General features: G+C 59.4%; 30 protein-coding genes. 22 read left to right on the plus strand and 8 right to left on the minus strand.

Annotation, left to right across the window (positions count from 1 at the left end; all coding sequences use genetic code 11):
* Positions 1-20 precede the first annotated feature (20 nt).
* Both ABIZ35_RS15980 and ABIZ35_RS15985 read right to left on the minus strand, forming a co-directional pair.
* Complete coding sequence (locus ABIZ35_RS15980; RefSeq protein ID WP_348220919.1) at positions 21-800, minus strand: anti-sigma factor; 780 nt, start codon at positions 798-800, stop codon at positions 21-23.
* Between the two features lie 4 nt (positions 801-804).
* Positions 805-1,347, minus strand: coding sequence for a sigma-70 family RNA polymerase sigma factor (locus ABIZ35_RS15985; protein WP_348220920.1), 543 nt, complete (start codon positions 1,345-1,347; stop codon positions 805-807).
* A 157-nt stretch (positions 1,348-1,504) separates the two neighbouring features.
* Here ABIZ35_RS15985 and ABIZ35_RS15990 point away from each other — a divergent pair, with 157 nt between their 5' ends.
* Genes ABIZ35_RS15990 through ABIZ35_RS16010 form a run of 5 tightly spaced genes read left to right on the plus strand, consistent with a single transcriptional unit; the run spans position 1,505 to position 4,263 of the window.
* Positions 1,505-2,515, plus strand: a complete 1,011-nt coding sequence (locus ABIZ35_RS15990; protein WP_348220921.1) for a metallophosphoesterase — start codon at positions 1,505-1,507, stop codon at positions 2,513-2,515.
* Entirely contained in the window at positions 2,512-2,934 is a 423-nt protein-coding gene (locus ABIZ35_RS15995) for a DUF2231 domain-containing protein (RefSeq protein WP_348220922.1), read from the plus strand. Before ABIZ35_RS15990 ends, ABIZ35_RS15995 begins: the two co-directional genes overlap by 4 nt.
* Before the next feature lie 13 nt (positions 2,935-2,947).
* Entirely contained in the window at positions 2,948-3,319 is a 372-nt protein-coding gene (locus tag ABIZ35_RS16000) for a c-type cytochrome (protein WP_348220923.1), read from the plus strand.
* Positions 3,320-3,352: 33 nt separating this feature from the next.
* On the plus strand, positions 3,353-3,790 hold the full coding sequence (locus ABIZ35_RS16005) for a c-type cytochrome (protein ID WP_348220924.1): 438 nt from the start codon (positions 3,353-3,355) through the stop codon (positions 3,788-3,790).
* Positions 3,791-3,804: 14 nt separating this feature from the next.
* Positions 3,805-4,263: a nuclear transport factor 2 family protein gene (locus tag ABIZ35_RS16010; protein WP_348220925.1), complete on the plus strand. Its 459-nt coding sequence runs from the start codon at positions 3,805-3,807 to the stop codon at positions 4,261-4,263.
* A gap of 15 nt (positions 4,264-4,278) precedes the next feature.
* Here the strand turns inward: ABIZ35_RS16010 and ABIZ35_RS16015 are convergent, their stop codons facing one another.
* On the minus strand, positions 4,279-4,866 hold the full coding sequence (locus ABIZ35_RS16015; RefSeq protein ID WP_348220926.1) for a class I SAM-dependent methyltransferase: 588 nt from the start codon (positions 4,864-4,866) through the stop codon (positions 4,279-4,281).
* 119 nt (positions 4,867-4,985) lie between these two features.
* Here ABIZ35_RS16015 and ABIZ35_RS16020 point away from each other — a divergent pair, with 119 nt between their 5' ends.
* The 6 genes from ABIZ35_RS16020 (at position 4,986) to ABIZ35_RS16045 (ending at position 9,437) form a co-directional block, all read left to right on the plus strand.
* Entirely contained in the window at positions 4,986-5,546 is a 561-nt protein-coding gene (locus ABIZ35_RS16020) for a pyridoxamine 5'-phosphate oxidase family protein (RefSeq protein WP_348220927.1), read from the plus strand.
* Positions 5,543-6,502 (plus strand): type I pantothenate kinase, encoded by a 960-nt coding sequence (gene coaA / locus ABIZ35_RS16025; RefSeq protein WP_348220928.1) that lies wholly within the window; start codon positions 5,543-5,545, stop codon positions 6,500-6,502. The genes ABIZ35_RS16020 and coaA overlap by 4 nt, the downstream gene beginning before the upstream one ends.
* A 62-nt stretch (positions 6,503-6,564) precedes the next feature.
* Positions 6,565-6,981 carry a VOC family protein gene (locus tag ABIZ35_RS16030; protein WP_348220929.1) on the plus strand — a complete coding sequence of 139 codons (417 nt, stop codon included), beginning with the start codon at positions 6,565-6,567 and terminating at the stop codon, positions 6,979-6,981.
* Positions 6,978-7,430: a PaaI family thioesterase gene (locus ABIZ35_RS16035; RefSeq protein WP_348220930.1), complete on the plus strand. Its 453-nt coding sequence runs from the start codon at positions 6,978-6,980 to the stop codon at positions 7,428-7,430. Before ABIZ35_RS16030 ends, ABIZ35_RS16035 begins: the two co-directional genes overlap by 4 nt.
* 116 nt (positions 7,431-7,546) lie before the next feature.
* Entirely contained in the window at positions 7,547-9,010 is a 1,464-nt protein-coding gene (locus ABIZ35_RS16040) for an alpha-amylase (protein ID WP_348220931.1), read from the plus strand.
* A gap of 112 nt (positions 9,011-9,122) precedes the next feature.
* Positions 9,123-9,437 carry a hypothetical protein gene (locus ABIZ35_RS16045; RefSeq protein WP_348220932.1) on the plus strand — a complete coding sequence of 105 codons (315 nt, stop codon included), beginning with the start codon at positions 9,123-9,125 and terminating at the stop codon, positions 9,435-9,437.
* 233 nt (positions 9,438-9,670) lie between these two features.
* Here ABIZ35_RS16045 and ABIZ35_RS16050 read toward each other — a convergent pair whose 3' ends face one another.
* From ABIZ35_RS16050 to ABIZ35_RS16065, 4 genes are all read right to left on the minus strand, one after another.
* On the minus strand, positions 9,671-10,177 hold the full coding sequence (locus ABIZ35_RS16050; RefSeq protein WP_348220933.1) for a chromate transporter: 507 nt from the start codon (positions 10,175-10,177) through the stop codon (positions 9,671-9,673).
* The gene (locus tag ABIZ35_RS16055; RefSeq protein ID WP_348220934.1) at positions 10,174-10,767 is read right to left on the minus strand and encodes a chromate transporter; all 594 of its coding nucleotides are present in this window, start codon (positions 10,765-10,767) and stop codon (positions 10,174-10,176) included. Before ABIZ35_RS16055 ends, ABIZ35_RS16050 begins: the two co-directional genes overlap by 4 nt.
* Before the next feature lie 267 nt (positions 10,768-11,034).
* Positions 11,035-14,415: a polysaccharide lyase family protein gene (locus ABIZ35_RS16060; protein ID WP_348220935.1), complete on the minus strand. Its 3,381-nt coding sequence runs from the start codon at positions 14,413-14,415 to the stop codon at positions 11,035-11,037.
* 10 nt (positions 14,416-14,425) lie between these two features.
* Positions 14,426-15,181 (minus strand): phytanoyl-CoA dioxygenase family protein, encoded by a 756-nt coding sequence (locus tag ABIZ35_RS16065; RefSeq protein ID WP_348220936.1) that lies wholly within the window; start codon positions 15,179-15,181, stop codon positions 14,426-14,428.
* Positions 15,182-15,294: 113 nt separating this feature from the next.
* On the opposite strand from ABIZ35_RS16065, the gene ABIZ35_RS16070 reads away from it, so the two are divergent.
* Positions 15,295-16,077: an AraC family transcriptional regulator gene (locus ABIZ35_RS16070; RefSeq protein WP_348220937.1), complete on the plus strand. Its 783-nt coding sequence runs from the start codon at positions 15,295-15,297 to the stop codon at positions 16,075-16,077.
* A gap of 41 nt (positions 16,078-16,118) precedes the next feature.
* Here ABIZ35_RS16070 and ABIZ35_RS16075 read toward each other — a convergent pair whose 3' ends face one another.
* A complete protein-coding gene (locus ABIZ35_RS16075) occupies positions 16,119-16,391 on the minus strand; it encodes a ferredoxin family protein (RefSeq protein ID WP_348220938.1) in 273 nt (90 codons plus the stop codon).
* Between the two features lie 160 nt (positions 16,392-16,551).
* On the opposite strand from ABIZ35_RS16075, the gene ABIZ35_RS16080 reads away from it, so the two are divergent.
* The 10 genes from ABIZ35_RS16080 to ABIZ35_RS16125 form a co-directional block, all read left to right on the plus strand.
* The gene (locus ABIZ35_RS16080) at positions 16,552-17,232 is read left to right on the plus strand and encodes a Crp/Fnr family transcriptional regulator (RefSeq protein ID WP_348220948.1); all 681 of its coding nucleotides are present in this window, start codon (positions 16,552-16,554) and stop codon (positions 17,230-17,232) included.
* A gap of 152 nt (positions 17,233-17,384) precedes the next feature.
* On the plus strand, positions 17,385-20,063 hold the full coding sequence (locus ABIZ35_RS16085; RefSeq protein ID WP_348220939.1) for a diguanylate cyclase: 2,679 nt from the start codon (positions 17,385-17,387) through the stop codon (positions 20,061-20,063).
* Positions 20,064-20,173: 110 nt separating this feature from the next.
* Positions 20,174-20,638, plus strand: a complete 465-nt coding sequence (locus ABIZ35_RS16090) for a GNAT family N-acetyltransferase (RefSeq protein WP_348220940.1) — start codon at positions 20,174-20,176, stop codon at positions 20,636-20,638.
* 135 nt (positions 20,639-20,773) lie between these two features.
* Positions 20,774-22,597 (plus strand): hypothetical protein, encoded by a 1,824-nt coding sequence (locus ABIZ35_RS16095; protein ID WP_348220941.1) that lies wholly within the window; start codon positions 20,774-20,776, stop codon positions 22,595-22,597.
* A gap of 129 nt (positions 22,598-22,726) precedes the next feature.
* Positions 22,727-23,107, plus strand: a complete 381-nt coding sequence (locus tag ABIZ35_RS16100; RefSeq protein ID WP_348220942.1) for an MmcQ/YjbR family DNA-binding protein — start codon at positions 22,727-22,729, stop codon at positions 23,105-23,107.
* A gap of 30 nt (positions 23,108-23,137) precedes the next feature.
* A complete protein-coding gene (locus ABIZ35_RS16105; RefSeq protein ID WP_348220943.1) occupies positions 23,138-23,929 on the plus strand; it encodes a hypothetical protein in 792 nt (263 codons plus the stop codon).
* Positions 23,930-23,971: 42 nt separating this feature from the next.
* Entirely contained in the window at positions 23,972-24,364 is a 393-nt protein-coding gene (locus ABIZ35_RS16110; protein WP_348220944.1) for a hypothetical protein, read from the plus strand.
* Positions 24,365-24,394: 30 nt separating this feature from the next.
* Complete coding sequence (locus ABIZ35_RS16115; protein WP_348220945.1) at positions 24,395-25,102, plus strand: hypothetical protein; 708 nt, start codon at positions 24,395-24,397, stop codon at positions 25,100-25,102.
* Positions 25,099-25,932, plus strand: coding sequence for a hypothetical protein (locus ABIZ35_RS16120; RefSeq protein ID WP_348220946.1), 834 nt, complete (start codon positions 25,099-25,101; stop codon positions 25,930-25,932). The genes ABIZ35_RS16115 and ABIZ35_RS16120 overlap by 4 nt, the downstream gene beginning before the upstream one ends.
* Positions 25,929-26,803: aldo/keto reductase (locus tag ABIZ35_RS16125; RefSeq protein ID WP_348220947.1), on the plus strand; the 875-nt coding region annotated here is incomplete at its 3' end. The genes ABIZ35_RS16120 and ABIZ35_RS16125, both read left to right, overlap by 4 nt.

Consider the following 26,803-nt stretch of genomic DNA (forward strand, 5'->3'; position numbering starts at 1 on the left):
TGCAGAACTAGGATCGTCGTCTAACCGGAGACGCCTGGAGCGGGTTGGGACTGGGCTTGATAGAGCTTGACGAAACGGGACAGCTCGCCGCGATCGAGATCGGAGATCGACCAGTAGGTCATGCCTCCCGCCTCCCAGGACATCAAGTGATAGCCCTGGCTTTCCATCGCCACAGTCTCGCTCTTCGCGGCTTTTTCGCCGGATTTCGCGGGCCACACAAACAGGTTGATCCGGTGCTTCTGGCGCCGATAGACCAGCGCCGCCACAGGCCTGCCGTTCAGGTAGTCTAGCCGGCCGCCAATCAATGGAAAGCCCTGCGCCTCCAGATCCGTAACCGGAGGCGAGTAGTCCAATTTCCCGCTGAACCATGGCTTGACGGTGTGGTGGCTGGACGACGCGATATCGGCGAGATGGCCGGCCATCAGCGACCGAACATGGCTGGAGACGACTTCCTGCGCCAGAAGGCGCTCGGCGGACGGCGAGGTTCGGATTCGCGTCAAGCTCCAGGTCAATAAGGCCGCGAGGACAAGAACTGCCGCCATACTCCATCTTCGCCACGAGGTCATAGGGAGCGTCGGACGGCTCACAGCGTCCGCGCGGCGTGCGGCGGACCGTGCGCTTGCCTGAAGCGTTGCTGGCCCGGAGAAGTAGAGCGCGCTGTCGCGCAGACCTTCACGCAACGCAAGATAGTTTTGATGGGCAAGATCGCACGACGCGCAGGTGCGAAGATGTTCCTCGACCTGCAAACTCGTCATCAAATCCAATTCTCCATCCAGATAGGGGTGGAGCAGCGTTTGCATCTTCTCACAATCCACGTTCGGATCCCTCCGCAAGCCGTTCTCCAAGCGAATCCGCGAGCCGCTTTCGGGCGCGGGCTAAACGCGACATGACTGTCCCCAATGGGACGGCGGCAATCTCACCGATCTCTTTGTAGGACAGCCCTTCAAGTTCACGCAGCACGATCGCCTCTCGATATTCCACGGGCAGCTCCTCCAGAGCCTGTCGAAGCAGCCCCGCATCGACATGCCGAAGCACGATCGCCTCAGGGTTTAACTCCTCGCAGGGCAGCGCGTGCAAGGATTCGTCGAATGACAGGGCGGGCTCCAGCGCTCGATTGCGGCGCAGCCATGTGTAGGTCGTGTTGCGCACGATGCGCAAAAGCCATGGCCGAGCGTTATCACCGCCGCGATAGCCGTCAAACGATCGGAACGCCCGCACGCAGGCTTCCTGCACCACATCTTCCGCATCCTGATCATTGCTTGTCAGCCAGCGGGCGAGATTATACGCCGCCGCGAGGTGCGGCAAGATCGTGTGTTCAAAGCGCGAGCGCGCTTCTCGTTGTTGCACCGATTTCACCCTCTTTTTACGCCCTACTGAACACCAAGACCGGATTTCTCGACGATTTATTCCCGCGACGGCCATCAAAAATAAATCTTTTTCGATCAGGAATAAAAACGCAATCGAGCCGGTCTAGGATGCAAAACACACCTCGAAGGAGAATGACATGACAGATACACTCGATCACAATCACGAAGAACTGATCGCAGACGATCATCACGACGGCATCGACCGGCGTGGGTTCCTAAAGTGCATGGCTTGGGCCGGCACGGGAATGCTCTGGACTATCAACGGCGGCCTGCTGTCGTCCCGTGTCTTCGGGCAGGATAATCCAGCGGTCGGAAAAGCGCTGAACTTCGTGCAAATCAGCGACAGTCATATTGGCTTCAGTAAGGCGGCTAATACCGACGTCACCGCCACGTTTCAGGAAGCGGTCGCCAAGATCAACGCGCTTCCGGCGCCGCCCGCGTTTATCCTGCACACGGGCGATCTGACGCAGCTCTCACAGGCGGATCAGTTCGATACGGTGGACCAAATCCTCAAGGGCGCGAAGACAACCACAGGCAACGTCTTTTACGTGCCGGGCGAACACGATGTGCTGGGCGACGGCGGCAAACGATTTCTAGATCGGTATGGCAAAGGAACGAAGGGGAGCGGATGGCGCAGTTTTGACTACGAAGGAGTGCATTTCATCGGTCTCGTCAACGTGCTCAGCCTGAAGGACAAAGGGATGGGCGATCTGGGACAGGAACAGCTCGCGTGGCTGAAAAAGGACGTCGCCGGCCTCGCCAGCAGCACGCCCATCGTGGTCTTCGCCCATATCCCGCTCTGGGAAGTATACCCGCAGTGGGGCTGGGGCACCGTCGACGGTGCGCAGGCCCTTTCTTATCTCAAGCGATTTGGATCGGTGACGGTGCTGAACGGTCACATCCACCAAACGCTGCAAAAGGTCGAAGGGGGCGTCCACTTTCACACCGCCATGTCGACGGCTTTCCCCCAGCCCGCGCCCGGAACAGCCGCAACGCCTGGACCGATGGTCGTGCCGGCCGGCCAGCTTCGCCACGTGTTAGGAATTACCAACGTCAACTATGTCCCAGGCAATCACCCACTGGCGCTCGTGGACTTGCCGCTCCTCTCATCCACGGCGACTCCGACGACCAATGGCGGCGCGCAATGAACAGTGCGCTCTTCGCGAGAATGCATGGGGGAACGACGCATTTTCCGATCGGCCTAGTGATTGCGTCCCTGGTCTTTGACGTCCTAGCTCTGATCGTCAAAGATCCGAATCACCAGTCAGGGCTGCGCGCGGCGGGGTTCTACTCCTTGCAGCTCGGAGCATTGTCTTCGTTCGCCGCCGTGCTGTCCGGTCTTCTGCTGACTCACGGAGAGATGTTCGGAACCGGGAAGGTCGCCAGGCACCATCAGTTTTTGTGGCCGGCCTTCGCAATGATTGTCGGGATGGCCGTGTGGCGCATGGCAGTCCGGGACAGCGCTTCCCGGAAAGCATACGGCGTCTATCTCGCACTGACCCTTTCGGCGTCCTGCCTCATGGCCGCCGCCGGTTATTGGGGCGGCGAAATTTTACTTGGCGGATGAAAGGATATTGACGTTGAAGACGATTCCACTGACAACGATGTTTACGATAACCATGATGGTAGTTGCGGTTATCGCTTTTATCACTCCATCGCAGGCGCGAAAAGGCGCCGCCAAACCGGAGGCCCCGCCAGCGGCAAAGTCCGCCGCGCCAGACGCGCTCGTCGCTCGGGGCCATGAGGTGTTCCTCGCCAACTGCGCTGCCTGCCACGGCGCCGACGCCGGCGGGGATGACGGGCCAAACCTGCATCACAAAAATCTGCCGGACACGGCTATCGCGCAGGATGTCGCGAACGGCTTCGCCGGAGAGATGCCGGCCTTCGGCGGCAAACTTAATGCGCCGGACCGGAAGGCCGTCGTGGCTTATGTCCGCTCGCTGCAGAAATAAGAGAACGATGACACACATGTGGAGGATAGGCAATTGCCGGAAGAGATGAAAGGCGCTTCGAAGACAACACCGCTGGAAATCCGGGCCGCCGGCCTGGCTCTGGCGGCGGCGTGCGCCGCTCTGGGGGCCGCGTTCGGCGCGGCGCTCTTGATCCATGGGCGCACGGATGCGATTCTCGCGCAGTCTCCGCCGGCGGCTTCCACGCCAGCGAAAGCCGCGGCAGGAGCCGGCGAGTCATCCACACAGCTCGTTCGTGGACACTCCCTGTTCACAAAAGAATGCGTGTCCTGCCACGGAAACCGTGCGCAGGGCGGAATTGGACCAGACCTGCGCCGGCTGGAAATCTCAGATGCGCGGATGGCGATGACGATCAAGGCGGGGGTAAAGCCGGTCATGCCTGCTTACGGAAGCAAATACGGTGATACCGATGTCCAAGCACTCACACAATATATTCGCTCACTGAAGAAATGAAGGAAACTTAAGAGATGATTACCCAAAATAACTTTGTCGCCATGACGGCATGCGCGCTCGCCCTGAGTCTCGCATTCGCGGCGACCGCCCAGGCGTCTCCGACCCGTTCGATCGCTCGCGAGCACTGGCAGGCGATCGCCGGGGGTGATGTGAGTTCCGTGATGGCTGATTACCGTTCGGACGCCGCTTCCCACTGGAAGAGTGGCGGCTTGAAAGGCGATTACAGCGGGACGGCGACGATCCGTTCCGCCTGGATGCGGTTCGCCAAGACACGATCGCCACTCAAGCTTGCCGTCCGAAATGTTCAAGAGACGAAAAGCGGCAAGGACCAAGATATCATCACTGCTGAGGTCACCTTCAGCAGCACCGAGTGGACATACCCTCTGGACTGCCGCCTGATTTTCCATGACGGTAAAATCGCGGAAGAGACATGGAGCCAGGCGGGCTATGACGCCGATCCAGGGTCGATCTGAACGGGAGCCAGCCGATCATTCCGGCCGATAATATGCGATGCTCAGCCCCTCGCCCACGGGATCCACGGAATGCTCGAAGTCTTCGTGCGCGGAGATGGCGGAAATGTAGCCGGCGATCTCCGTGGGATGGGAGTTGACGTTGTCGGCCAGCAGCAGCGCGCCGGGCGTCAGTTTAGAAAGCAGCTGGGTGAGCATGGCGGGATATGTGATGCGGTCGGCGTCAAGAAATACTAAGTCGAACTGGTCTTCGAGATCGGACAGGATCTCGGCGGCGTCGCCGGTGCGCAGGGTGACGATATCGGTCAGGCCGGCGCGTTTCAGGTTGGCGAGCGCCAGCTCTGTTTTCGCCGGGTCTCGGTCGATGCTAAGCACATGGCCGCCATTCTGCCTGGCGGCCCAGGCCAGCCAGATCAGGCTGTAGCCGCTGGATGTGCCGATCTCCAAAATGCGCGTGCTATGAGCTTCGAGCGCCAGATCGCTGAGCTTGCGCGCAGTGTCGGGATGCAGATTGAGCATTTTGCTGGCGCGGTCGGTTTCGCGTGCGTCGTTCTCGCGGCCGGACGCCTCTATCTCGGCGAGGACTTGCTGGATCTGTTCTTCCATAATAGGCGCTCCTTTGTCGGTTTGGTAAACTTATCCGACGATATCATCTTCCCCCGGTCATTTGACAATCAACCGCAGGTATCCTTAAAGCAGTGAAATTTCACGAAAAGGTGCGAGAGATGAGCAAGCAACTCGATTCCATTGATGAAGAGCTGGCCGAATGGCTGCGGAGCCAGCATGTCTTTTTTGTCGCAACGGCGCCGCTGTCGGCCGACGGACACGTCAACTGCTCGCCCAAAGGCGGGGACTGTTTTCGGATCTTGGGGCCGCTCGAAGTGGTCTATCAAGACTACACGGGCAGCGGCGCGGAAACGGCGGCGCATGTGCGCGAGAACGGGCGCATCCTGCTGATGTTCTGCGGATTCGAAGGCAAGCCGAACATTGCTCGGCTGCACGGACAAGGCGAGTTGATCGCTCCCGGTCACACGGATTACGAATCTCTTGCCGCTTTGTTTCCCGAAAATCCCGGCACGCGCGCGTATGTCCGCGTTCAAGTAGAACGCGTTTCCACCTCCTGCGGCTTCTCCGTGCCGTTCATGGATTTCCTAAGCCACCGAGACACACTGGATAAGTTCGCGCTGTCCAAAGGACCGGAGGGAATGGATGAGTACCGGGCAAAGAAAAACGCCGTCAGTATTGACGGGCTTCCCGCTCTGCCGCTGCCCACGGAGCAATATTGACGGATACACACGAAACAGGCGGACCACGCTCCGCGCAGTTCACGCGTTTTTCGCGCTCCGAATGGGCCGCGTTGAGAGCGGCGACGCCTTTGCAGCTGACGGAGGCGGATTTGATCGCCGTGCGCGGCGTCCACGAACGCCTCTCGCTCCAGGACGCGGCGGAGGTCTACCTGCCGCTGACGCGCCTTCTCAATCTCCAGGTCGCCGCAACGCAGCAGCTGCGCCGCGTGACCGAGACCTTTCTAGGCTCCCCCGCCGCCCCGGCGCCTTTTGTGATCGGCCTTGCGGGAAGCGTCGCGGTCGGCAAGAGCACGGCCGGCCGGCTGCTGCAAACGCTGCTCGCGCGCTGGCCGGAGCACCCACGCGTCGCCCTCGTCACCACCGACGGCTTCCTCTATCCTAACGCCGTTTTAGAAGCGCAGGGACTGATGCCGCGCAAGGGATTTCCAGAAAGTTACGACCGGTCCCTGCTGCTCCAGTTCGTGCGCGACGTGAAAGCCGGCAAGCCAAACGTCTCGGCTCCGATCTACTCACACTTAATCTACAATATCGCGCCTGGCGAAAAACAAATTGTGGACCGGCCCGATATCTTGATCCTGGAAGGATTGAACGTCCTTCAGCGCGGTATGGAGCCGGAGACGACGGGACGGCGATTCGTCTCGGATTATTTTGACTTCTCGATCTATATTGACGCGAACGAGGATGACATTCGCCAGTGGTTCCTGGATCGATTTCTGAAGCTCCGGGAGACGGCGTTTCAGGATGAACTGTCGTACTTTCGGCATTACGCCCAGATGCCGGTGGAGGATGCGCTTGAGATCGCGCGCGGCATTTGGGAGCGAATCAACGGCAAAAACCTGCGGGAGAACATTGCGCCGACCCGCGAGATGGCGAACCTCATTTTGAGAAAAGGTCCTGACCACGGCGTGACGGAAGTGCGGCTGCGCCGATCGTAAGCTCGCCCCTCTGGAACCACGAGCGCACGGCGCGCGTTGGAAAATCCGGAGGTTCCTGCACAATGCCCGATTCGACTGAAATCCTGATCAATCGCCTCGACCATCTCGTCCTGACCGTGGCGAACATTGATACGACCTGTGAGTTTTATACACGCGTCCTCGGTATGGACTGCATCACGTTCGGTCCGGGACGCAAAGCGCTGGAGTTTGGTCGCCAGAAAATCAACCTGCATCAGGCAGGGCATGAGTTCGAACCGAAGGCGCACGCGCCGACACCCGGTTCCGCTGACCTTTGCTTTATCGCGGGAACGCCGCTGGCCGAAGTCGAACGGCATCTCCATCGCCACAACGTTCCGATCGTCGAAGGTCCGGTCGAACGCACCGGCGCCGAAGGCAAGCTTCTTTCCCTATACTTCCGAGATCCCGACGGTAATCTCATCGAAGTTTCGAACTACCACGCCTTGAACGAAGTACTATGATCCCACTCCACCCCGACTACGTCCGCCACACGCGCGACACGATCCTCATCCAGCCCTTCGCTCAGTACTTAGGAATCACGGTCACGGACATCGCGCCGGGCGTGCTGGACGTTCAGATGCCGCTGGCGGCGCATCACTTGCAGCAGGACGGCATCGTCCACGGCGGCGTGACGGCGACGCTGGCGGACACATGCCTAGCGATGGCCGCGCACACCCTGATCGGTGATGGCGAACGGGTCGTCACGATCGAGTTCAAGATCAACTACCTGCGGCCGGGAGCAGGACAAATGCTGCGCTGCCGGGGAGCCGTACTGCGTCCTGGCCGGACAATCACGACCAGTGAAGCGGAGATTTACGCCATCGATGGAGATCAGAAAAGACTCATCGCAAAAGCGCTCGGAACTATCGCCATCCTTCCTCCGTATGCAGTATCGTCCACATCTTCTTAGAAGTGCAAGGCGCAGGCTATCTCCAGCCTGTCTCGCTCATCTAATGCTTCCGCGTACGCCCCGCCCCGCAATTTTCCGTTCGCAACGCACGGCATTTTCAAAATTGGAGGCTTTCCATGTCCACACCCAACGGCGTCATGATGCAGTTCTTTCAATGGTTTTCTCCCAATGACGGGTCTCTTTGGAATGAGATGGCGGCAAGGTCTGCGGACCTTGCCGCCGCCGGCTTCACCGCGCTCTGGATTCCCCCGACCATGAAGGGGTCGCACGGCGTCAACGACGTCGGTTATGCCCAGTACGACCTTTTCGATCTCGGCGAGTTCGACCAAAAAGGGGCGATTCGGACGAAGTACGGGACGAAGTCGGAACTGCTGGCGGCGATTGCTGCGGCGCACCAAGCAGGGCTTCAAGTCTATTCGGATGTCGTGTTCAATCACAAGGACGGCGCGGATTCGCAGGAAGTAGTGTGGGTTCAATCGATTGATCAGAACGATCGAAACCATGTGACCAGCGACTGGTACCAGATGCACGCCTGGACTCGGTTCGACTTTCCCGGCCGGGGGAAGCAATACTCTTCCATGAGCTGGTACTGGTGGTGCTTTGATTCGATCGGCTATAACGCGGATACCAACACCGTTGGGCTATACCGGCTTAAGGACAAACAGTTCTCCACCCAGGTCAGCCCAGAGCATGGGAACTATGATTATCTGATGGCCGACGATCTGGATATGGGCGTGGAGTTTGTACGCGACGAGCTGATGTATTGGGGCGAGTGGTACCTAGAAACAACGGGAGTGGACGGATTCCGGCTCGACGCCTGCAAACATATCCGATCCAACTGGTTTCCGGATTGGCTTGGACATCTGCGGGCGAAGTATGGCAGGGAGCTTTTCAGCGTCGGTGAATACTGGTCACAAAGCCTCGATGACTTGAACAAATTTATTACCGATACCGGCGGCGCCATGTCGCTGTTCGATGTTCCGCTGCACTATACGTTCAGCCAGGCCAGCAATGCGGGAAACAGCTTCGACATGCGGACTATCTTGGACGGTTCCCTGATGCAAGCCCAGCCTACTAAGGCCGTCACCTTCGTGGAGAACCACGACACACAGCCATTCCAGCAGCTGTTCTCACCGGTCGAACCATGGTTCAAGCCGCTCGCCTATGCGCTGATCCTCCTGCGTGCGGAGGGCTATCCCTGCGTCTTCCAGCCGGACTACTACGGGGCGACCTACTTCAATCAGCATGGCGGACCGGACGTTCAGCTCTATTCGCATCGTTTTCTCATTGATCGCTTCATCAAAGCGCGTCAATCCTTCGGCTTCGGCGACCAGCACGACTACTTCGACCATCCAAACACCATCGGCTGGGTGCGCACGGGAGACGCCGGACATTCAGGCGCCATGGCGGTCGTGCTCACCAACGGCGCGGCCGGAAGCAAGTGGATGAACGTGTATCGCGCGAACGCCGTATTCACGGACATTACAGGACATTTCCCGCAGACAATTACCACAAACAGTGATGGCTGGGCAGAGTTTCTCTGTCCTGCTGGATCTGTATCCGTATGGGCGTCTCAATAAAAACACGTGCGTCTCGGCGCGAATTTGCAATTCGCGCCGAGATGTGATTTCTTGCCGCAAAAGCGCTCGGAACCGTCGCCATCCTGCCGCCCGCCGGTGTATAATAGAATACATGTTCGTAGACACCGCCATGGAAGAAGCCCTGACGCTTCTCAAGACACGCCTCGCCGAAGGCGTCAAAGCCTCTCCCCTTTGCCTCGCCGTCATCGGCTGGCTTACCGAGGTTCCCACGATCCCCTATATCGTCGACATCCGCCGATCCGACGAAGGCCGCGTCTGGCTCCACCTCTCCGATGAAGACGGCCTCTCCCCCCTCTGCTCATTTTACGAGTTCCTGGGGCAGGTTCGAATTATCTGCCAGGTCGTGAAGATGTCCGAAGAACAAAGCGCCCAGATCGTGTCATTGGCGCGCCACCGATTGGGGTAGTGACAATATCTTTCGTTGAAGCAGGAGGCGCCAGCGACTGAAGTCGCGCCTGCAAGATCGCAGAAGTCCGCCTTCGCGGACTACATTTTCCTTGCCGTCGCCTCAAATTTTACGCCTCTCGTAGAGGTGTGCACGCAGACGATCATGCAGTCCCCGCAGGGGGACTTCCGCGCTCTTGCAGGCGCGACTTCAGTCGCTGGCGCCTCTCATTTTGATCAATATTGCCCCTGCTATTATCGCCACAGCACGCTTGACAGCCCCGCAAGCGCGACGATCCCGATCACAGGAACCCGGCGCGTTAGCGCCAACCCCACCGCGCCAGCGGCGATTGTCATGGTACGCGGGCTGATGCCCGCGCTTTGCAAAATTCCAAACATCGCCACGACGAACACGCCCACCACTGCGAGGCCCAATCCTCGTACGAACCCTTCAACGGCCGGATGATGCTGGATGCGCCGATAAAGCCGCTCCACGCCGAGAATGAGCATCGGCGGTAGGAGAATAGCGAGGAGCGCGAGCAGGGAGCCGCGCAGGCCGTCGGTCAGATAACCGAGGCTGATCACCCACAGACCGCTGGGGCCGGGGGAGAGCTGGCCGATGGTCAATGCTTCTCCGAACTCGCCGTCGCTCGCCCACCCGCGCGCCAGCAGGTCGGCGTGAATGCTTGGCAGGTTGCCGGAACCGCCCGTAGAGAACAGCGACGCTTTGAGGAATATCCAGAAGTAGAGAATGGGATTCATGATCGCGCGCCTCGCGCTGACCGCCGCCAGGACCAAGCCGCGCCAAGGACGGCGGCGGACATCAGGATCAATACCACGGGAACATGCTGCCTCCATGCGGCGGCCATGCTTCCGACGATCAGCAGGAGCGCCAAAAACACGCTGTCCTTACCCTCCGCCCGGCTCTGGACCAGGGGCGGCTTGGCGATCTGCCAAACCGTGACCAGCCCCAGACCCACGACCGCTGGCACGATCCCGCTCAGAGCCTCCTGCGTCAGCGACGCGTGCGCGACGCGCGCAAAGCCGGCGGTCAGTAAAATGGTGATTGTCACGCTTGGGAAGAGAAGCCCGAAGAGCGAGACCGCGATCCCCAGCGCGCCGCCGGTCTTGCGCCCGATCAAAATCGTCAGCGCCAATAAATTAATGCCCGGCGCCAGTTGCACCAGCGCCCAAAAGCGCGCGAACTCCTCGGCGCTCACCCACCCCTGCTCCTCCACGACCGCCCGCCGGATCAAGGTCAGCGTCGCCGACCCGCCGCCGAACGACTGCGCACCGAGCAGGGACCAAACGCGGAGAATTTTGGCGAGCGTGGGCTGATGCGGAGGTTCCATGGGAAGTGTGGTATTGCCTGAAGTCACGCGTCATTGTAGCACGATGGAGTGTAAACAAGTAGACGATAAGAAGACCGGAAAAGATTAAGATGCCGGCGAATGAACACCCGCAAGCGAGTACCAGGTCTGCAAAGAACGGCCGTCCGCGAAGACGAACTTCTGAACCCGCGCAGGCGGGTGACCGTACTTTTAGCCGCGAATTCATTCGCCTGGCATTCTTTATTCGCCGGGCATCTTTAGCTCGAATTGCGTAAACAACACATCGTCTTACGGTTCGATGCGAAGCGTCACGACCTCCATCGCCGCCAGCGCTATTGCTCCTTTGACAGACTTGCCCGAATGTCCGAAGAGATCCGTGCGCTGGATGCGCAGGTTCTTCGAGCCAGTCCACCCAGCGTTGACTGTCTGCGCCCGATCGGAGCCGTTGTAGAGGCGTACGATCCAGCCGTTGCCGTCCTCGGCGGGATGGCAGGCGGTCACGAGCACGGCGTCGTTGGAAATGGTGAGGCCGAGACTGGCGTCTGGCTGTGTCGGCGTGACGGGGAGGATGATCAGCGGCTGGCTTTGCGCGATCCCGAACTGCTGCGCGGCGGTCTGGTCGTACTTGCCGTGCGGCCTCAGGACGTATCGGAAAGTGACGGGGCCGTTCTGGTATGCCTTATAGTTGGTGTGCCAGTAGTTGTTCATCACATTCCAGTAGATCGCGCCGCCGGGCTGCGACGTCTTCCGCCAATCGCGCCATGCTTCGCGCGGCAGGGTAATCGCTCCGATCTGCATCATCGGTGAATCCAGCGCGGCGCAGGTGACGCCGACTGTGTCGTTGGAGACATCGACCCAGCGGCCCACGGGATACACGCTCTTGTTGGCGTGCGGCGTCTGATCGATGTCCGGACGCACCACGGAGAACGGCATATCCATACGCACCGTGCTGCCGGGAACGTGGAAGTTGAACCCGAAGTGGACGGCTTCTTCGTCTGGATAAACCGGCAGCTTGTCGATGGTGTCGGCGATACGGATCTCATCCAGACCATCCACCACTTGAATGACGCGAGAGAGCGATTTGCCGCCCGGCGCGTCGGAATCCACACGAATGGAGGCGACGAGCGGGCCGTTGTCCAGCACGGTCAGCTTGGCGTTCGATGCGTATTGGACCTTTCCGTTATCGGCGCCCAGAACGTAAAGATAGTCGTTGAGCCCTCGGCAGGTTTTGTCGCTCGCGTCCACGAAGTCATGACCGTTCGCGACGGTCTTGAGACGGGTGATCGCTCCCGTGCTTGCATCGAACGTCAGGTTTATTGCCGCCGTCTCCAGCGTCGCGGGGCCAGCCAACGCCGAACCCTGAGAGACGGGAGTCCCCGAGACGACAGTGAACTTGCGGGACGACATCGCGGGAATGTCCGAAGCAAGGAACGCGAGCGAACCGTCGGCCAATCGCTGCGACGGGACGGAGATCCCCCGATCATCCTTCACCACGTCGCCGGCCTTGCTTTGAGCAGCGCTCAGGATTACCAATTCACGCCGCTTCCAGGAACTCGTATTGAACACAGCGAAGGTGCTCGACGCAGCTTGCGTCGCGATGCTCTGGAAGGCGTCCGTCCTCAGAGTTTGGGCATGCGACGCCGCATCCAACGCGAACTTCTCTTTAATCCGCCACTGCGTCTTGACGAAATTCGCTTCGGGATCGCTGAAGCTGTTGTAGGCGCCCCAGGTGTGCTCATCGAACAGCAGCGCATTGCGCCAGGAGTCAGCAAACCGATCGTGCGGGTACTGGGCAGGATCGAGTATGGACCAGAGGATTTCGTTCTGCGCGATCTCCTCGGCGGCGGTGCGGTTGGTCGCCGTCGCCTGCGCCGTGGACGCCGCGCCGTCCTCCCAGTATCCCGTATAGTCGCCGCTGTAGGTCTTCAGCTTGTTCCCGTATTTCGCCTCGAACTCGTGGAACATATGGCTCGTGGTGGAGATCACCAGATGCGGATAGGCGTAGCGCTTGTTCCAGTCCTCGACAAACGCCGAAAGCTTCGGCTCTGCGCCGGCGTTGTCGCCCGTCGTGTAGCGAATATAGACCATATCATACGGCGAGTTTGGGAAACGGCTGTGATATCGGGCCATGAAACGCTTGACGGAGGCGTCATTGTCTTCAAACCCCGGCGGATTGTAAGGCGCGGGGCTTTGCCACATCAAGACTTTGTCCTTGCCGGAGGGTCCCTGCCAGTAAAAGGCCTCGTTATCCCATTGGTGCGCATAGCCCGTATGATCGCCCGAGTTCGGCCCCAGCGACAAGTATTTGACGCCGCTCTGGGCCATCACGGAGACAAGACCCCAGGTATAACCTGGAACGTCGCTGATCATCGCCGCATCGATCGGAAGATGATATTTCTCCCGAATGCGATTAGCGCAAGCCAGATACGATACTAATTCCTCGGGACGACATAATCCAGTCAATTCGTTCGCGTAAAGCGCATCCAGGCCGATGCCGCCGCTCTTCACGGATTTTACAAACTGCGCGGTCTGAGCCGGCGTCGCCGCTTTCAGCCATTCGTCGGCCTCATAGAGCGTTTCGAGGTTCCACTTGAAGCGCGCATCCGGCGACAGATGGGAAGTTCGAGCGGCAAGGTCCATCCCCTCTTCTAAATATCTCTGATGCTTCGCCAGCGCATCTGGTTGCACGTCGGTATAGCCGATGTCCGTATGGGAGTGCGGCAAAATATAGACGGTGTACTGGCGAGCCGACGTGCGCTCGGCCGACAGCGCCTCGCCCAGCGGCTTCCCTTGCGAAAGCAATTGGACTTGATCCGTCACGACATAATCGATGCTGGGATAATAAACGTCGATGGAGCCTTGCCCATGCGCGAGCGTGATGGTTTGGACCGGCTCGCCTCCCACCTTCAATTGGGCCGTGCGCTCCGGCCCGGTGTTGAGCGTAGTGATCGAAAGGTTCTGCTGAAGCCCCTTGGCGCCTCGAACGAGTACGTCCGGCGCCCAAGCCGCCGCGACGATCTTGGTGACCACAGGCGCGGCGCCGACAATCACGCCCTCGGGCGCGGTCATGGTCACGGCGTCCCAGATCGCCCAGCCGCCCTGACCGTTTTGGATCTGAATCGTATTCGCCCCGACTTTCAGGAGACTGACGGGAAAATCGAGATCGAGATCGAATTTATGTCCCATCTCGGGATGTCCCTCAATGGGGTCGTCGCTTTCAGCCCCCGCCGGCGTGGGCTTGGTCCATGTTTGTCCATTGACGGTGATCTTGAGAACCGGAGGCCGGCCGCCATGCGCATTGATAAAATGCAGAGTCAATCGACAATCGCCCGCCGGGGCGACCCGATCGGCGGCGAAGACGATAGTGGCGGTATGGGCGACGCCCCCGGCCCAGCCGTCGGCTGGGCCGGGAAGGACATACGGCCATTCCTTGCGCGGGTCGCTCGCGCCAACGGTAAAGACGGCGTCCTGCTTGTAATCGGCGTAGCCGCTGGGGCCAAGGGCAAGCTCCCGATCGTCACCGTCCGCCTTGCCGATCTCCCACAGGACATGGCTTCCGGCGGGAGGCGCGGCGTTCAGAACCACGGGGGTCAGGGTGAGGCTCGACAGAGCGACGGCGAAAAGCAGGGTGACGCCGCCCCGGAAATGGATACGCGAAAATCGATTCAAAGGGACGCCTTTACTTGATTTTGATCCGGCAGGTCGGATCGATGCCCGAGATCATCATGCCCTGCCCCAGCGAATCATGGGTTTGGATCGTCGGCGGGTCGGCCGGATCGCGCATCTGGACAAGCAGCGTGGTGCGCGCTTCGCTGCTTTCGTTGACGCCCGAACCATGAATAGTAAGGTAAGAGAAGAAGACGACATCGCCGGCCTTCGCGGGCAGCGGCAGCGCCTTATCGACGGGATATGCTTCGGCGGACAGATGGAAGTTGCCCTCGCTCTCATGCTCGATCATGCCGAGCTTGTGCGAGCCGGGAACAACACGCAGACAGCCTTTTTCGAGCGGCGCGTCATCGAAATGGATGATGGCGGCGATCATGGAATGGTTGTCGTGCGGGAAGTAAGGCGCGTCCTGATGCATGGGGAACGGCGCGCCGGTTTCGGAGGGCTTGATAAACATCTTGGTGTGGTGCAGCTGCACGTTCGGCCCAACAATGCTGGCCGCCGCGCCGGCGAAACGCTCGTCCACCAGAAGCCGCGTGAAGGCGGCGGAGTAGAACTGGACATCGTGACAGTGCAGCAGCCGCGTCTTCTTGGCGGTCACGGTCTGGGCGCTGCCCCACGCGGCGTCGACATTACGCACAGCTGCGAGCCGCTCAATAAGCGCATGCGACTCCGCCCGATACACCGCCGCTTCCTCGGCGGTAAAGAGCGACGGAACGACGACATAGCCGTTCTCGTGATAAAAAGCGATCTGTTCGGGTGTCAGCATAGGGTTCTCCATAACGAGCAGTTGCGTATCGACTGAATGATTGGTTATACTATATCACGCACGGAACAAATCGTACAGAGAAATTCTCACTCTTTCTGTTGTCAAAAATCACCATGAATATCCCCCATCTCACCTGGAGCCTCCCGCTCGCCCAGCGCCCCAGCGCCCGGCTGATGGCGGTCGGCGTCCACGGCCCCGATCGCGTGGAGCGCCACCGCACGCACGGCCACTGGGCGCTGCATCTGTACGCCTATCAGGCCAGGGTGGAGATTGAGAGAGTTTCACTCCCGATCCGCCCCGGCTTCGTCAGCCTGACGCCGCCCGATGTGGAGGCGGTCTATCATTTCCCCGACCGCTCCACTCATCTCTGCGCCCATTTCTCATTTCCAGAAGCGGCGAGCGGGTCCCGCATCGTACCGGCAATGCAGGACCTGGGAGGTGATTACGCCGACTTCTATAAAGCGCTGGAGGAAGGCATCTCCTGTTTCCGGATCAACCCGGAGCGCGCGGAGGTGCGGCTTTGGGACTTGCTGTGGCGGCTCGCCGACCGAAGCGCGTTGGAGCCGGAGGTGCATAACAATCCTGCGGCCCTCGTTCAGGCATGTGAGCGGATCGAAATGCGCCTCAGCGAACCAATCGTCGTGGAAGCGCTCGCCGCCGAACTTGGCGTGTCGCACAACCATCTGACACGCCTCTTCCGCAAACGGTTTGATACGACAGTGGTGGGATATATCCGGCAGCGGCGCGTCGACCGCGCCGGCCATTTACTGCGCAGCACGGGCTTACCCGTGCATATCGTCGCAGCGCAGGTGGGGGTCGAAGATCCGAGGCAGTTCAGCAAGATCGTCCGGGCGGCGACGGGGATGTCGCCGACGGAGCTAAGAAAGAGCGGGTAACCCACCCCGGCAGGGCAGCCGAAGGCCGGGGCGAGTTCTGACTACGCGCGTTTGCCGGACTTGTAGAACTCGGCGTTGATCTCGATATACTGGGACCATTGCGCCGGGACTTCATCTTCCATAAAGATCGCATCCACAGGGCACTCAGGCTCGCAGAGACCGCAGTCGATGCACTCATTGGGCTCGATGAAGAGCTGGTCGATCATGACACCGTCCACTTCGACGGTTCCCTCATGGATGCAGTCCACCGGGCAGACGGCGACGCACGATTTGTCCTTGGTTCCGGCGCAAGGCTCGGTGATGACGTAGGCCATGGTTTCGTTTCCTTTTCCGAAAGGGCGCCTGACGTTTCGAGCATCAGTGCGCTATACTAATCGCTATGAGGACGATTACAGCGCTACGATACCGCAGGAATGCGCTCGCGCACAATGACTTTCGTCATAGCGGGCGTTCGGGAGAAGGAAATGGCGCGTGATGGAGCGTAAAGAAGCATTGGCGCGGGTTCCATTTCTGAAAGAGCTGCCGGAGACAGTGCTTGCGGAGATCGCGGCGGCGGGACGCGAGCGGAAACTCAGCCGGGGCGAACTGCTGGTTTCGGAGCGGGACGCCTGTCTTGGCCTCATCGTCGTACTGTCTGGCGCCGTCAAGGTCTACAAACTGGACAGTCGGGGACGCGAGTTGACACTGGGGCTGGAGGCGCCGGGAAGCAGCGTGAGCGAGCTGCCGCTGTTTGACGGCGGCAATTACCCGGCCAGCGCGGAGGCGGCCGAGGACGGGACGCGCGTGCTGGTGGTGCCGCGCGATCAGTTTCAATCAATGATGGCGCTGCATCCACAGATTGCGATCCTCGCGCTGCGCGCGCTCTCCATACGAATGCGCAAACTGGTGGTGATGCTGGAGGCGCAAACCATGCACAGCGTCCGCGTTCGTCTCGCAGCCTATCTGCTGCGCGCCTCGGAAGGGCGCCAGACGTTCCGTCTGGAGGGCGCCAATGAGGAGATTGCAAGCCAAATCGGCACCGTGCGCGATGTCGTCTCTCGAACCCTGGGCAGCCTGCGGGAATCCGGGGCCATCACCGTCAACGGAAGGACCGTTACCGTTCAAGACCGGGACGTCCTGCGCCGGATTGCGGATTTTGGTGACATGGCGCCATGATAGCCTAATGCTCGAAGCGTTTTTTGCCGAAACAATAATCGAGTATTATTACCGAGTGGAATAGGCGCCGTATGCGGGCGTCACGGCTATCATCTCCGCTTCGGACCGGTAACCCGGCTACCGTCATACGGAGGAAAAGAGTATCGAGTCGCATGTCCAGATTACAAAAAGGCATTATTGGAGCAGCGATCATTTACGCCATGGTGTTTATCGCCATGCTGATCCTTCGCCCTGGAACGCCCGAGTTCTACCACGCCTTTTTCAACACCTATCAGATCATCCCACCAATCTGTTCGGGGATCGGCGGCGTCTTCTACTTCTTTCGGGGCCGCCGCATGAGCCCGATGCGCCGTGTCGGCTGGCTGCTGATCGGTATCGCCTGTCTTTCGTTTGCGCTGGGACAATGTACCTGGACCTATTACGAAAGCATCAGAGGCGTGGAGGTTCCCTTCCCGGGATGGTCCGACGTAGGCTACCTCGGCGCTTATCCCTGTTTGATCGTGGGCGTATTTCTGCTGTTCGGCAGCATGCCGGTGGCGGGGCGGACGAAATTGATCCTGGACAGCGCGATCGCCGCGCTCGGCGCCGGAATGCTGAGCTGGCATTTCGTCATCGACCGCCAGTGGGAGACATCGGACCTGCCCAAGCTGGGAAAAATCATCACCGTGGCCTACCCGCTGGGCGACGTCATAACGATCTTTGGCGTCATCGTCCTGCTCAAGACAATGACGGCGGATCGCGTGATGCGGCGATCCTGCGCATTCCTCGCCGCCGGTATGACTCTGCTCGCGTTTTTCGACACCTCGTTCGCCATCATGACCCTCAATGGGACTTATAAGACGGGAAGCTGGACGGATTGGGCCTGCTCCTTCTCTTGGATCATGATCGGTTTCGCGCTGGTGCTCCCAACATGGCTGCCCGGCTCGAACAAAGCGGTCTCCATCACGGAGCGGACAAGGAACGCGCAGACAAGCCTAATGCAAATGATCCTGCCGTATCTGGCCGCGTTCGCCGCATTCGCCGTAATCTGCATCCGCGATTACAACGAACCGCCGTTTCATCAGATCGGCGTATCGACCCTCGTAACCGGCCTTGTGTTGATATTGCTGGTGATCCTGCGACAGATGTTCACGCTGACCGAGAACCGCCGCCTGACTTTGCAGCTGCGCCGCACCAACGAAGGTCTGGAAGAAACGGTCGCCCAGCGAACGCGCCAACTGGAGTGGCGCACGGAGCAGCTGGCCGCGCTGCACCGCCTCACAAAAGAAATCAACACCACTCTCGACCACGATCAAGTCTTGAACCAGGTTCTGGAGCATGCGCCGAACCTTCTCGGAGCAGACGCGGCCGTAATCCGACTGGGCGATCCCGCCTCTTCGTCGGAAGCCAATTTCCCAATTGTTCGCCAAACAGGTTTCGGGCAGAGCGGGCCAGGTCTGAACTGGATCGATCAGCTCCCGCGCTGCCGCGAGATCGAGGTCATCCATATGCCCGGCGGCGCGGGTTGCGCCGGCGCCTATCTCCGGGCGCCCCTGCTCTGGCAAGGGCAGATCCTCGGGTCCGTGGGCTTCGTGCGATGGATGAGCGACTTCGACGCTTCCGACGTGAAGATCATCGAAGGGGTCGGCCTGGAAGTCGGCGCGGCGCTGAACAATGCGCGCCAGTACCAGACAGCGAAGCACGCCGCCGACCGCGACTCGGTCACCGAACTCTACAACCATCGCGCCATCCATCAGCGCCTGGACCGCGAGTTTGAAACCGCCGTACAGCAGAACCGCCCGCTGTCGGTGATTATGATGGATCTGGACAATTTCAAGCTTTTCAACGACACCTATGGCCACCCGACCGGAGACCAGGTGCTCAAGCACGTCGCCAAAGCGCTCTCCGAAACGTGCCGGGAAGGCGATCTGGCGGGCCGGTATGGCGGCGACGAGTTCATCATGCTCCTGCCGGACACCACCGCCAACGACGCCCGCGCGCTCGCCGAAGCACTGCGCGAACGGATCAACTTCGACGGTTTCCGGAGACCCGGCGACGAGCGGATCGTTCCGATCGGCCTGAGCCTCGGCATCGCGGACTACCCGAACGACGGCCTCAGCCGCCACGACCTACTCAACGCCGCCGACAGCAACCTGTATGAAGCCAAGGTGTCGGACACCGGCATCGCTCAGACCAGCTCGACCCAGCGCTCCAACCGCAAGCTGCGCGCCGAGCAGTCGTTCGGCACTCTTGACTCCATGGTCACGGCTGTGGATAACAAAGACCGATACACCCGCCGGCATTCAGAAGATGTTACCGATTTCGCCCTTTGGATCGCCGCGGAGCTGGGCCATTCCGACGACACCATGCGCGATATTCGCATCGGCGGCCTGCTGCATGATGTCGGCAAGATCGGCGTCCCGGATTCGATCCTGCGCAAGCCCGGCCGCCTCACCGCCGAAGAGTACGAGATCATGAAACAGCACCCGCACCTGGGCGCCTTGCTTGTCGGTGCGCTGCCGGGTATGGAATCGTCCCTGGACGCCGTGCGCTCACACCACGAACGGTGGGACGGCAAGGGTTACCCGAACGGCCTCGCCGGCAACGAGATCCCGCTGCTCGGCCGTATCCTCGCCGTCGCGGACGCCTTCAGCGCCATGACGACCGACCGTCCCTACCGCAAGGGCATGGACTGGGATAAGGCGCTTGCGGAGATCGAAGCGAACATCGGAACGCAGTTCGATCCCATCTCCGGCGCCGCCTTCCTGCGCGCCGCCCGAGGCCGCCGCCCCGCATCTCCCCCTTCCGCGCAAGAATCGATCGCCCATGAGCGCGACGTGAAAGCGGCATAGACCGCCTAGAATACAGCCATGAATAACAGCAAAGGATCGGGACACTTAGCATTCTGAAACTTAGACTTGCGAAATCAAGCGACGTCGAGACGCTCGCGGCGCTGATCCGTTTGTCGGCGCGCACGCTTCAAGCAGGCGATTATTCTCCCGCCCAGATTGAAGCGGCCTTCGGACCTGTCTTCGGCGTGGACCGTCAATTGATCGCCGACGGAACGTATTTTGTCGTGGAAGCAAACGGCGGCATTGTCGCCTGCGGCGGCTGGAGCCGACGAAAAACCCTCTTTGGCGGCGATAGTAGCAGCGCGTCCCTTCTTGATCCCGCGCGGGACGCCGCACGCATCCGCGCCTTTTTCGTGCATCCCGACTTCGCCCGGCGCGGCGCCGGACGGCTCATGATGACCGCGTGCGAGACGGCGATCTCCGAAGCCGGGTTTACGAACGTGGAAATCGTCGCCACCCTGGCCGGCGAGCCGCTGTACGCAGCCTTTGGATATCTCGTGTCGGAACGGTTTGAAATTCCCCTGCAGGACGATTTGACTCTGCCGGTCGTCCGTATGCGAAAACAGCTCAAATAAGCCGCATAACAAAAAATATCACGCAAACCTCACGCTAAGATCGCGATCCGCTCACCCTATTCTCACGACAACGCTTTATACTCCTCCTGACGCTGACGGATGAACCGCCGGCGCGATCCAACGGAGGACAAGCTTGTGAACATCCAGAAATTACTGACGAAAAACTTTTACGCGGCTCGCCGCAGCGCTCCAGTCGCCGTTCTAGGCGTACTTGCGCTTTTGACCGGCGTGCAGCCGTCCCATGCATTCGATACCGGCCCGCATCATGACCTGACGCGAGACGCACTCGACCGTGAGGGTTTTGGAAACACGGCGATCAAGATCGCTCAGGTCGACAACTGGTACACGGATTATTTGAGCGACATCCATCCCGGTGTCCAGGACTTTGCGCGGCAGCTGCACTTTGACAATACGCCGACGATCCATAACTCCTCATCTTCCCAGGTGAACAACTACTGGAGCCATCTGACGACCAATACCAAAACGGCGATCCAGCAGGCGGCGCTTCAGCACGATACCCTCAAAGGATTGACGGTTTTAGGCGTGTCTCTGCATACGGTGCAGGATTTCTACTCGCATTCAAATTGGGTAGAGGCGCACCCAAAAGCGCCACACGCGGCGTTTCGCACAGAAACCTGGTTTAACTCGCAGCCAGCGCCGCTGTATTTCGATATTCACACCGGACACTATCCGAACTTCGGCGGATACAACTCGCTCGATCACGGCGACGACACCTATGGGATCAACCACGACGCTCCCGGCGCTTCTCCGTCGCGGCGCCACTACTCCGAGGCCTATGTGTATGCTTACGTCGGCTCCCGCGAATGGACCCACGCCATGAAAACGTGGTCGGACCAGATCGATCCTACGTTTTGGGGAAAAATGCAGCAGTTCGCCGTCTCCGGCAAGAACAGCACGGATCTGGACTGGGACCTGAACGCCTCCTACCGGGCTTCCGAATGGCTTCCCAGCGGCGGCGGGCACTGGAAAGGCCCGGGCAGCTCCAGTATTCCTGACTTCGCGGGCTTCATGGCGTCCTGGCTCCCCAACATTTCCATTTATGATATCAAAGTGCAGCAGCTGCTCCTGTCGGGCGTGCTGACAAACGGCCTCACGAGTAACTCTCCGGCGGCGAACCCTCCCGCCGTTTCCGGTTACGCCACGGCGGCCTGGGATGTGCAGTCGGTCTCCGTCAAGACCATCGGAGTTCACTCCCTATCCAGCCTCGATTGGAACTCGCAAGCTGATTTTTACGCTCAGCTCACAATCGCCGGCCAGCCGTTCTACGAAGCGACTCAGGATAACTTCGACACGATCTATCCGAACAACTGGATCTCCATGAAGTTCGTCCCATGGTCCAGCAAGGGCGCGCACGTTACCTATATTCTTAAGGATGAAGACGGCGGACTGAACGGCGGGGACGACACATGCGACATCAACCCGGCGCCTTACGATTACGGCTTCGCCTGTGACATCGATCTGCTCTCAGGATTGCTTACCGGCGACGTCACCGGCCTTCACGACACGCTCGCCACCTCGATCCTGCGCACCGGGCAGCCCGGCGCCACAAACCGGGCGCAGGCAAAGATGACCGTCAAAGTCGATCGCCTTCAGCTTGCAAACGCAAGCTTTTACAAGACCATGACGGCCTACGCCAACCCCAATACCATTCACTTCCAGCTGCTGAGAATCAATGGCGTTGCCTTCCCGCAAGCCAAAGCGGTGCAGGTGACGGTCCACGCCGTCGATTCCAAAACAGGCCTGCCGATCCAGGGAGAAGTATTTATGGGCGATCCTTCGCACGACGACGTTCAGCTGGGCGTAACCGATCAGCCGTTCTCGTACATCTTCCCTTCAGGATCGAAAAGCTACGACGTTCCCTTCACAGTGTGGGCTACGGGAAATCAGCATTACAATCCCGTGACCGTGCACGTCACCGTAAGCGATACGTATCTGTAAAGCATCCGGAAAGCTAGACTTTTCCTTTGACGCAAACATCCCCGGCGCGAAATCATCGCGCCGGGGGGTTTCTTGGGTATAGTCGTTGGGTGGACAGGCAAGTATACTGTCCGCGCAAGGAGCCGCGCGATGGATTGGAAGACGCTGCGAGCGCATTTGTCCGAGTATCCGGGTTCCGTGGAAGAGTATCCCTTCGGCCCGGAAACCGCCGTGCATAAAGTCGGCGGCAAGATCTTCGCCTTTACTTCATGGGACGTAACTCCGCCGCGACTGGCTCTGAAATGCGATCCGGACCAGGCAATCGCTCTGCGCCACGAGTTCCCCTCCATTCTGCCCGGCTATCACCTGAACAAACGGCATTGGAATACGATCGTCCTCGACGGCGGTGTTCCCGAAGACTTTTTGACGGACCTGATTTACCATTCGTACGAACTGGTGGTCAAGGGACTGACGAAGGCCGTGCGGGAATCGCTGCCGCGCGACACAAAGAACGAACCACCGTCGTTATAAAACCCGCAATGTGACCGAAGGAGAATACACATGCAGCGAATCCTCACTCTCGCCCTCGCGCTCATGCTGGGGCTATCGGCCTTCACCGCGCAGGCGAAAAACAACGCCATCAAGATGGCTGTCGGCGAGACCGTCCATCTGACGCTCGACAAAGACGAATCCACGGACTACGCCATCTCGCTCAGCAAGGGCGTTTACTACGTCGTCATGGACGTCAAGCGCTCGGATGACCATTCCAGTAATATTCAGGCGCAGGTGCAGCTTCTGAAGAACAACGGCGTCCTTGTCAATAATCGGCTGATCTCCAGCAACGAGATCGGTGTCTCCACCCGTGTCGGCGAGCAGTTCCGCGTCGACAAGACATTCGGCGCTCGCCTGCGCGTTCAGCACGACCAGGAAATCCCACTCGATATCTGGCTGACCGTACTGCCGGCAAAGCAAATCAAGCTGCTGCCGTTCGGTTACGGCGGCGAGGTGTCGCCGGCAAAGATCTCCAACGAGGAAGGCGTCGGCGGCGATATCTCCGGCTTCGCGCCTGTGTACTATTCCATCACCCTGCCTCCCGGCAAGTGGAGCATCTCCCTGGGCCTGCGTTTGCCGCAGGGCGAAAGCACGAACATTCAGGGTAGCATCGACCTGCTCAACAAATATGGCTTCCCGGACAAAATCAATTACGTCAATGTCAACGAAATCGGCGATCAGGCGCGGGGCGAAGCGATCATGACCGTCACCAAACCCAAACCGATCATTCTCGCCGTGCGCAACACCAACGGCGACAAGACCTATCACTACGACCTGACTATTGAGAAGGCCACGGATTAGTCGTCGCAGGATTTCTTCAGAACGACCTCGAAACAGCCGGGCATGTCTCCATATTTTTATCTTCGCCTGATCTACTACGTGTTTATCAGTTTCCTTGCGGTTGCGATCTTGATCGCGCAAGTGAAAATATACCAGCATGCCCGGCAAAACCATCTGACCCGCGTGCTGACCTGGGCTATTCCCGGACTGATCAACGGCGTGATCGCGGCCATCGTGTTAGGGATCGACGACATCTATTTGCTGATGAACCTGCGAGAAACCAAGATCGCATATGTTCTGACTTTGGCCCTAGGCGCGACAAGCATGACTTTTTGCCTTTTCTCCGTTCAGCGCCTCTGGGAAATGGTTCAAGCCACGCCGCCCGCAAGCTCCGCCCCCGAAAACGATCCACAAGAAAGCGGCGTCTGGCCGCCAGCTCCCGCGCCGCCTCAATAATTCCCCAAGAATCACACCAGGAGCAGCAGCATGCCGACAGAGCGAGAAGTCAAACGGCGATACGATCAGGCGCGCATTGACGCCAAAAAGGGCAAGTACGCCGAGGCGCTGGAAGGGTGTTTATTTTTTCTCGATAACGGCGGCAGCGCCGGCGTTCGGCTTTCTTACACGCTCAGCGATATTATGGCGCTGTCCGAACACCTCCCTGATGCGCGCATAGCGCTGGAGACACGCCGTGACAGATGCGAGGCCAGTATTCTGGATGGCTCCGGCGGCTGGCAAGAAATTCACGACTTCACATCGTTCAATAAGTACCTTGATGAGCGAGACCGCAGCCTTGCGCTTCTGGAGCAGATCTCGCATATCCCCAAGCTTCAAGAACTACATGCAACGCTGCTGAATCATCTTTGGGAGCGACTTGCCACGGAAGGTCAATACGAAAAATTGGCCTCAATCATTGAAGACGAGGCAAGGAATATCGCAGGCTATCTTGCGCGTCATTATGTCGTTTGGAGCTTTCTTACCGAGGGATCTGATGAGCATTCCCGCGATTTAGGGATGATTCGCCGTCAAGTGGCGCAGGCGTCTCTGGCCTACGAAGTCTTAATGGCCGTTCACAAAGATCGTGTCGCCGAAACGCTGTTGCGGTGGGTGCTGAGATGCGATCCGACCGGAGAAGCCGAGGCACTGATGTCGGCAGCAGCAGCCAAGGCAGGACGCGGGAGCGACAGCAAATGACACAACAAGAACTCGATCAACGTTTCTCCAGCGCGGAAGAATTGAAGGAGAAGGGCAAATATTTAGAGGCGCTGACCGAATATCTGGATCTCCTCGACAATTATCGTAACCCTCGGATCTTTGGTCCCGCACATCTCATCAGCGCACTTTCGGGCATTATCGAAATTGCAAAGCATATTCAGGAAGCCAGAGAAGCGCTGCTGGTTCGCCGAAGCCAGTGGGAAGAAATGGTCCTGTCCGGCAGCGGCGGTTATCAGGAGATGAGCGATATTCACCTGATGAATGATTTGATGGAACACCCTGAACAGAACCTTGTTTTCCTCACACGATTGGCGAACCTCGGTCCATCGCATCAAGACGCCTACAACCGTTTTCTGAAAATGGTTTGGAAAGAACTTGCCAGCGCGGGGCGTTTTACGGAGTTAGAGCCGTGCATTGAAAAACAGACCTCATTTATTCTCTGCCAAATCGCACAGCATCACGTGATGTGGGATTTTGCAGAGGACGCGGAGAAGGGCGAGGAAAGCCAGGGGATGTTGGAGTATCTTCTTCCAGACGCCATTCTTATCTACGAAGCGCTCCTTGCCCTCGGCAAAGACGACATTGCCTCAAAGCTTGCGAAATGGGTATTCGAGTGCGAGCCGCTGGCTGAGGCGCCCCCCCAATTTATCACGGCGGCGAACAAAATGGGCAGAACCGACACGGCGGACGCGCTGACACGCGCGCTCGATTCTCGTTCGTTCTTCCCGAAATCCGGGAACGCGGGCGCGGTTTCGCCTGTTCCAAACTCCGGAGACCACTCCCAAGTTTTCGAAGGAGACACACCATGAACACCACACAAGCGCCGGCGAACGCGGCGGCGTCCGGAACGTTTACTTTGGGCGGCGATCTGACCGTCAATCGACTGGGCTACGGCGCCATGCGCATCACGGGCGACGGGATCTGGGGCGAGCCGAAGGACCCGGATGAGGCGAAGGCAGTGCTGCGACGGGCCGTGGAGCTGGGCGTCAACTTCATCGACACCGCCGATTCCTATGGACCGGAAGTCTCCGAGCGGATTATCGCGGAGGCCCTCTTTCCTTACGCCGATGGCCTTGTGATCGCCACCAAGGGCGGCCTGACCCGTCAAGGTCCTGGCGTCTGGACCCCGGTCGGCCGCGCCGAGTATCTTAAGCAGTGCGTCGAGATGAGCTTGCGCCGCTTGAAAGTCGACACCATCGACCTCTATCAGCTGCACCGTATCGACCCCAAGGTTCCCGTCGAGGAATCACTGGGCGCGCTCAAGGAGCTTCAGGAGCAGGGCAAGATCCGGCACATCGGTCTGAGCGAGGTTTCCATTGAAGAGCTGGAGCATGCGAAGACGATTGTGGACATCGTCTCGGTGCAGAACCTCTATAACCTGGCCAATCGGCAGTCCGAGGCGCTGCTGGATTACAGCACGAAGAACAACATCGGCTTCATCCCGTGGTTCCCGGTCGCCGGCGGCGATCTGGTGAAGCCCGGAGGTCTGCTGGACACCTACAGCAAGCAGCACGGCGCGACCGTCGCTCAGCTCGCCCTCGCGTGGCTGCTCAAGCGCTCGCCCGCCATGCTCCCGATCCCGGGGACATCCAGCGTGGATCACCTGGAAGAAAACATCGGCTCGGTCAACGTGGAGCTTTCCGACGAAGAGTTCCAGGCACTCTCCGATCTGGCGAAGTA

The organism is Capsulimonas sp. (assembly GCF_039929585.1).
Taxonomy (GTDB): domain Bacteria; phylum Armatimonadota; class Armatimonadia; order Armatimonadales; family Capsulimonadaceae; genus Capsulimonas.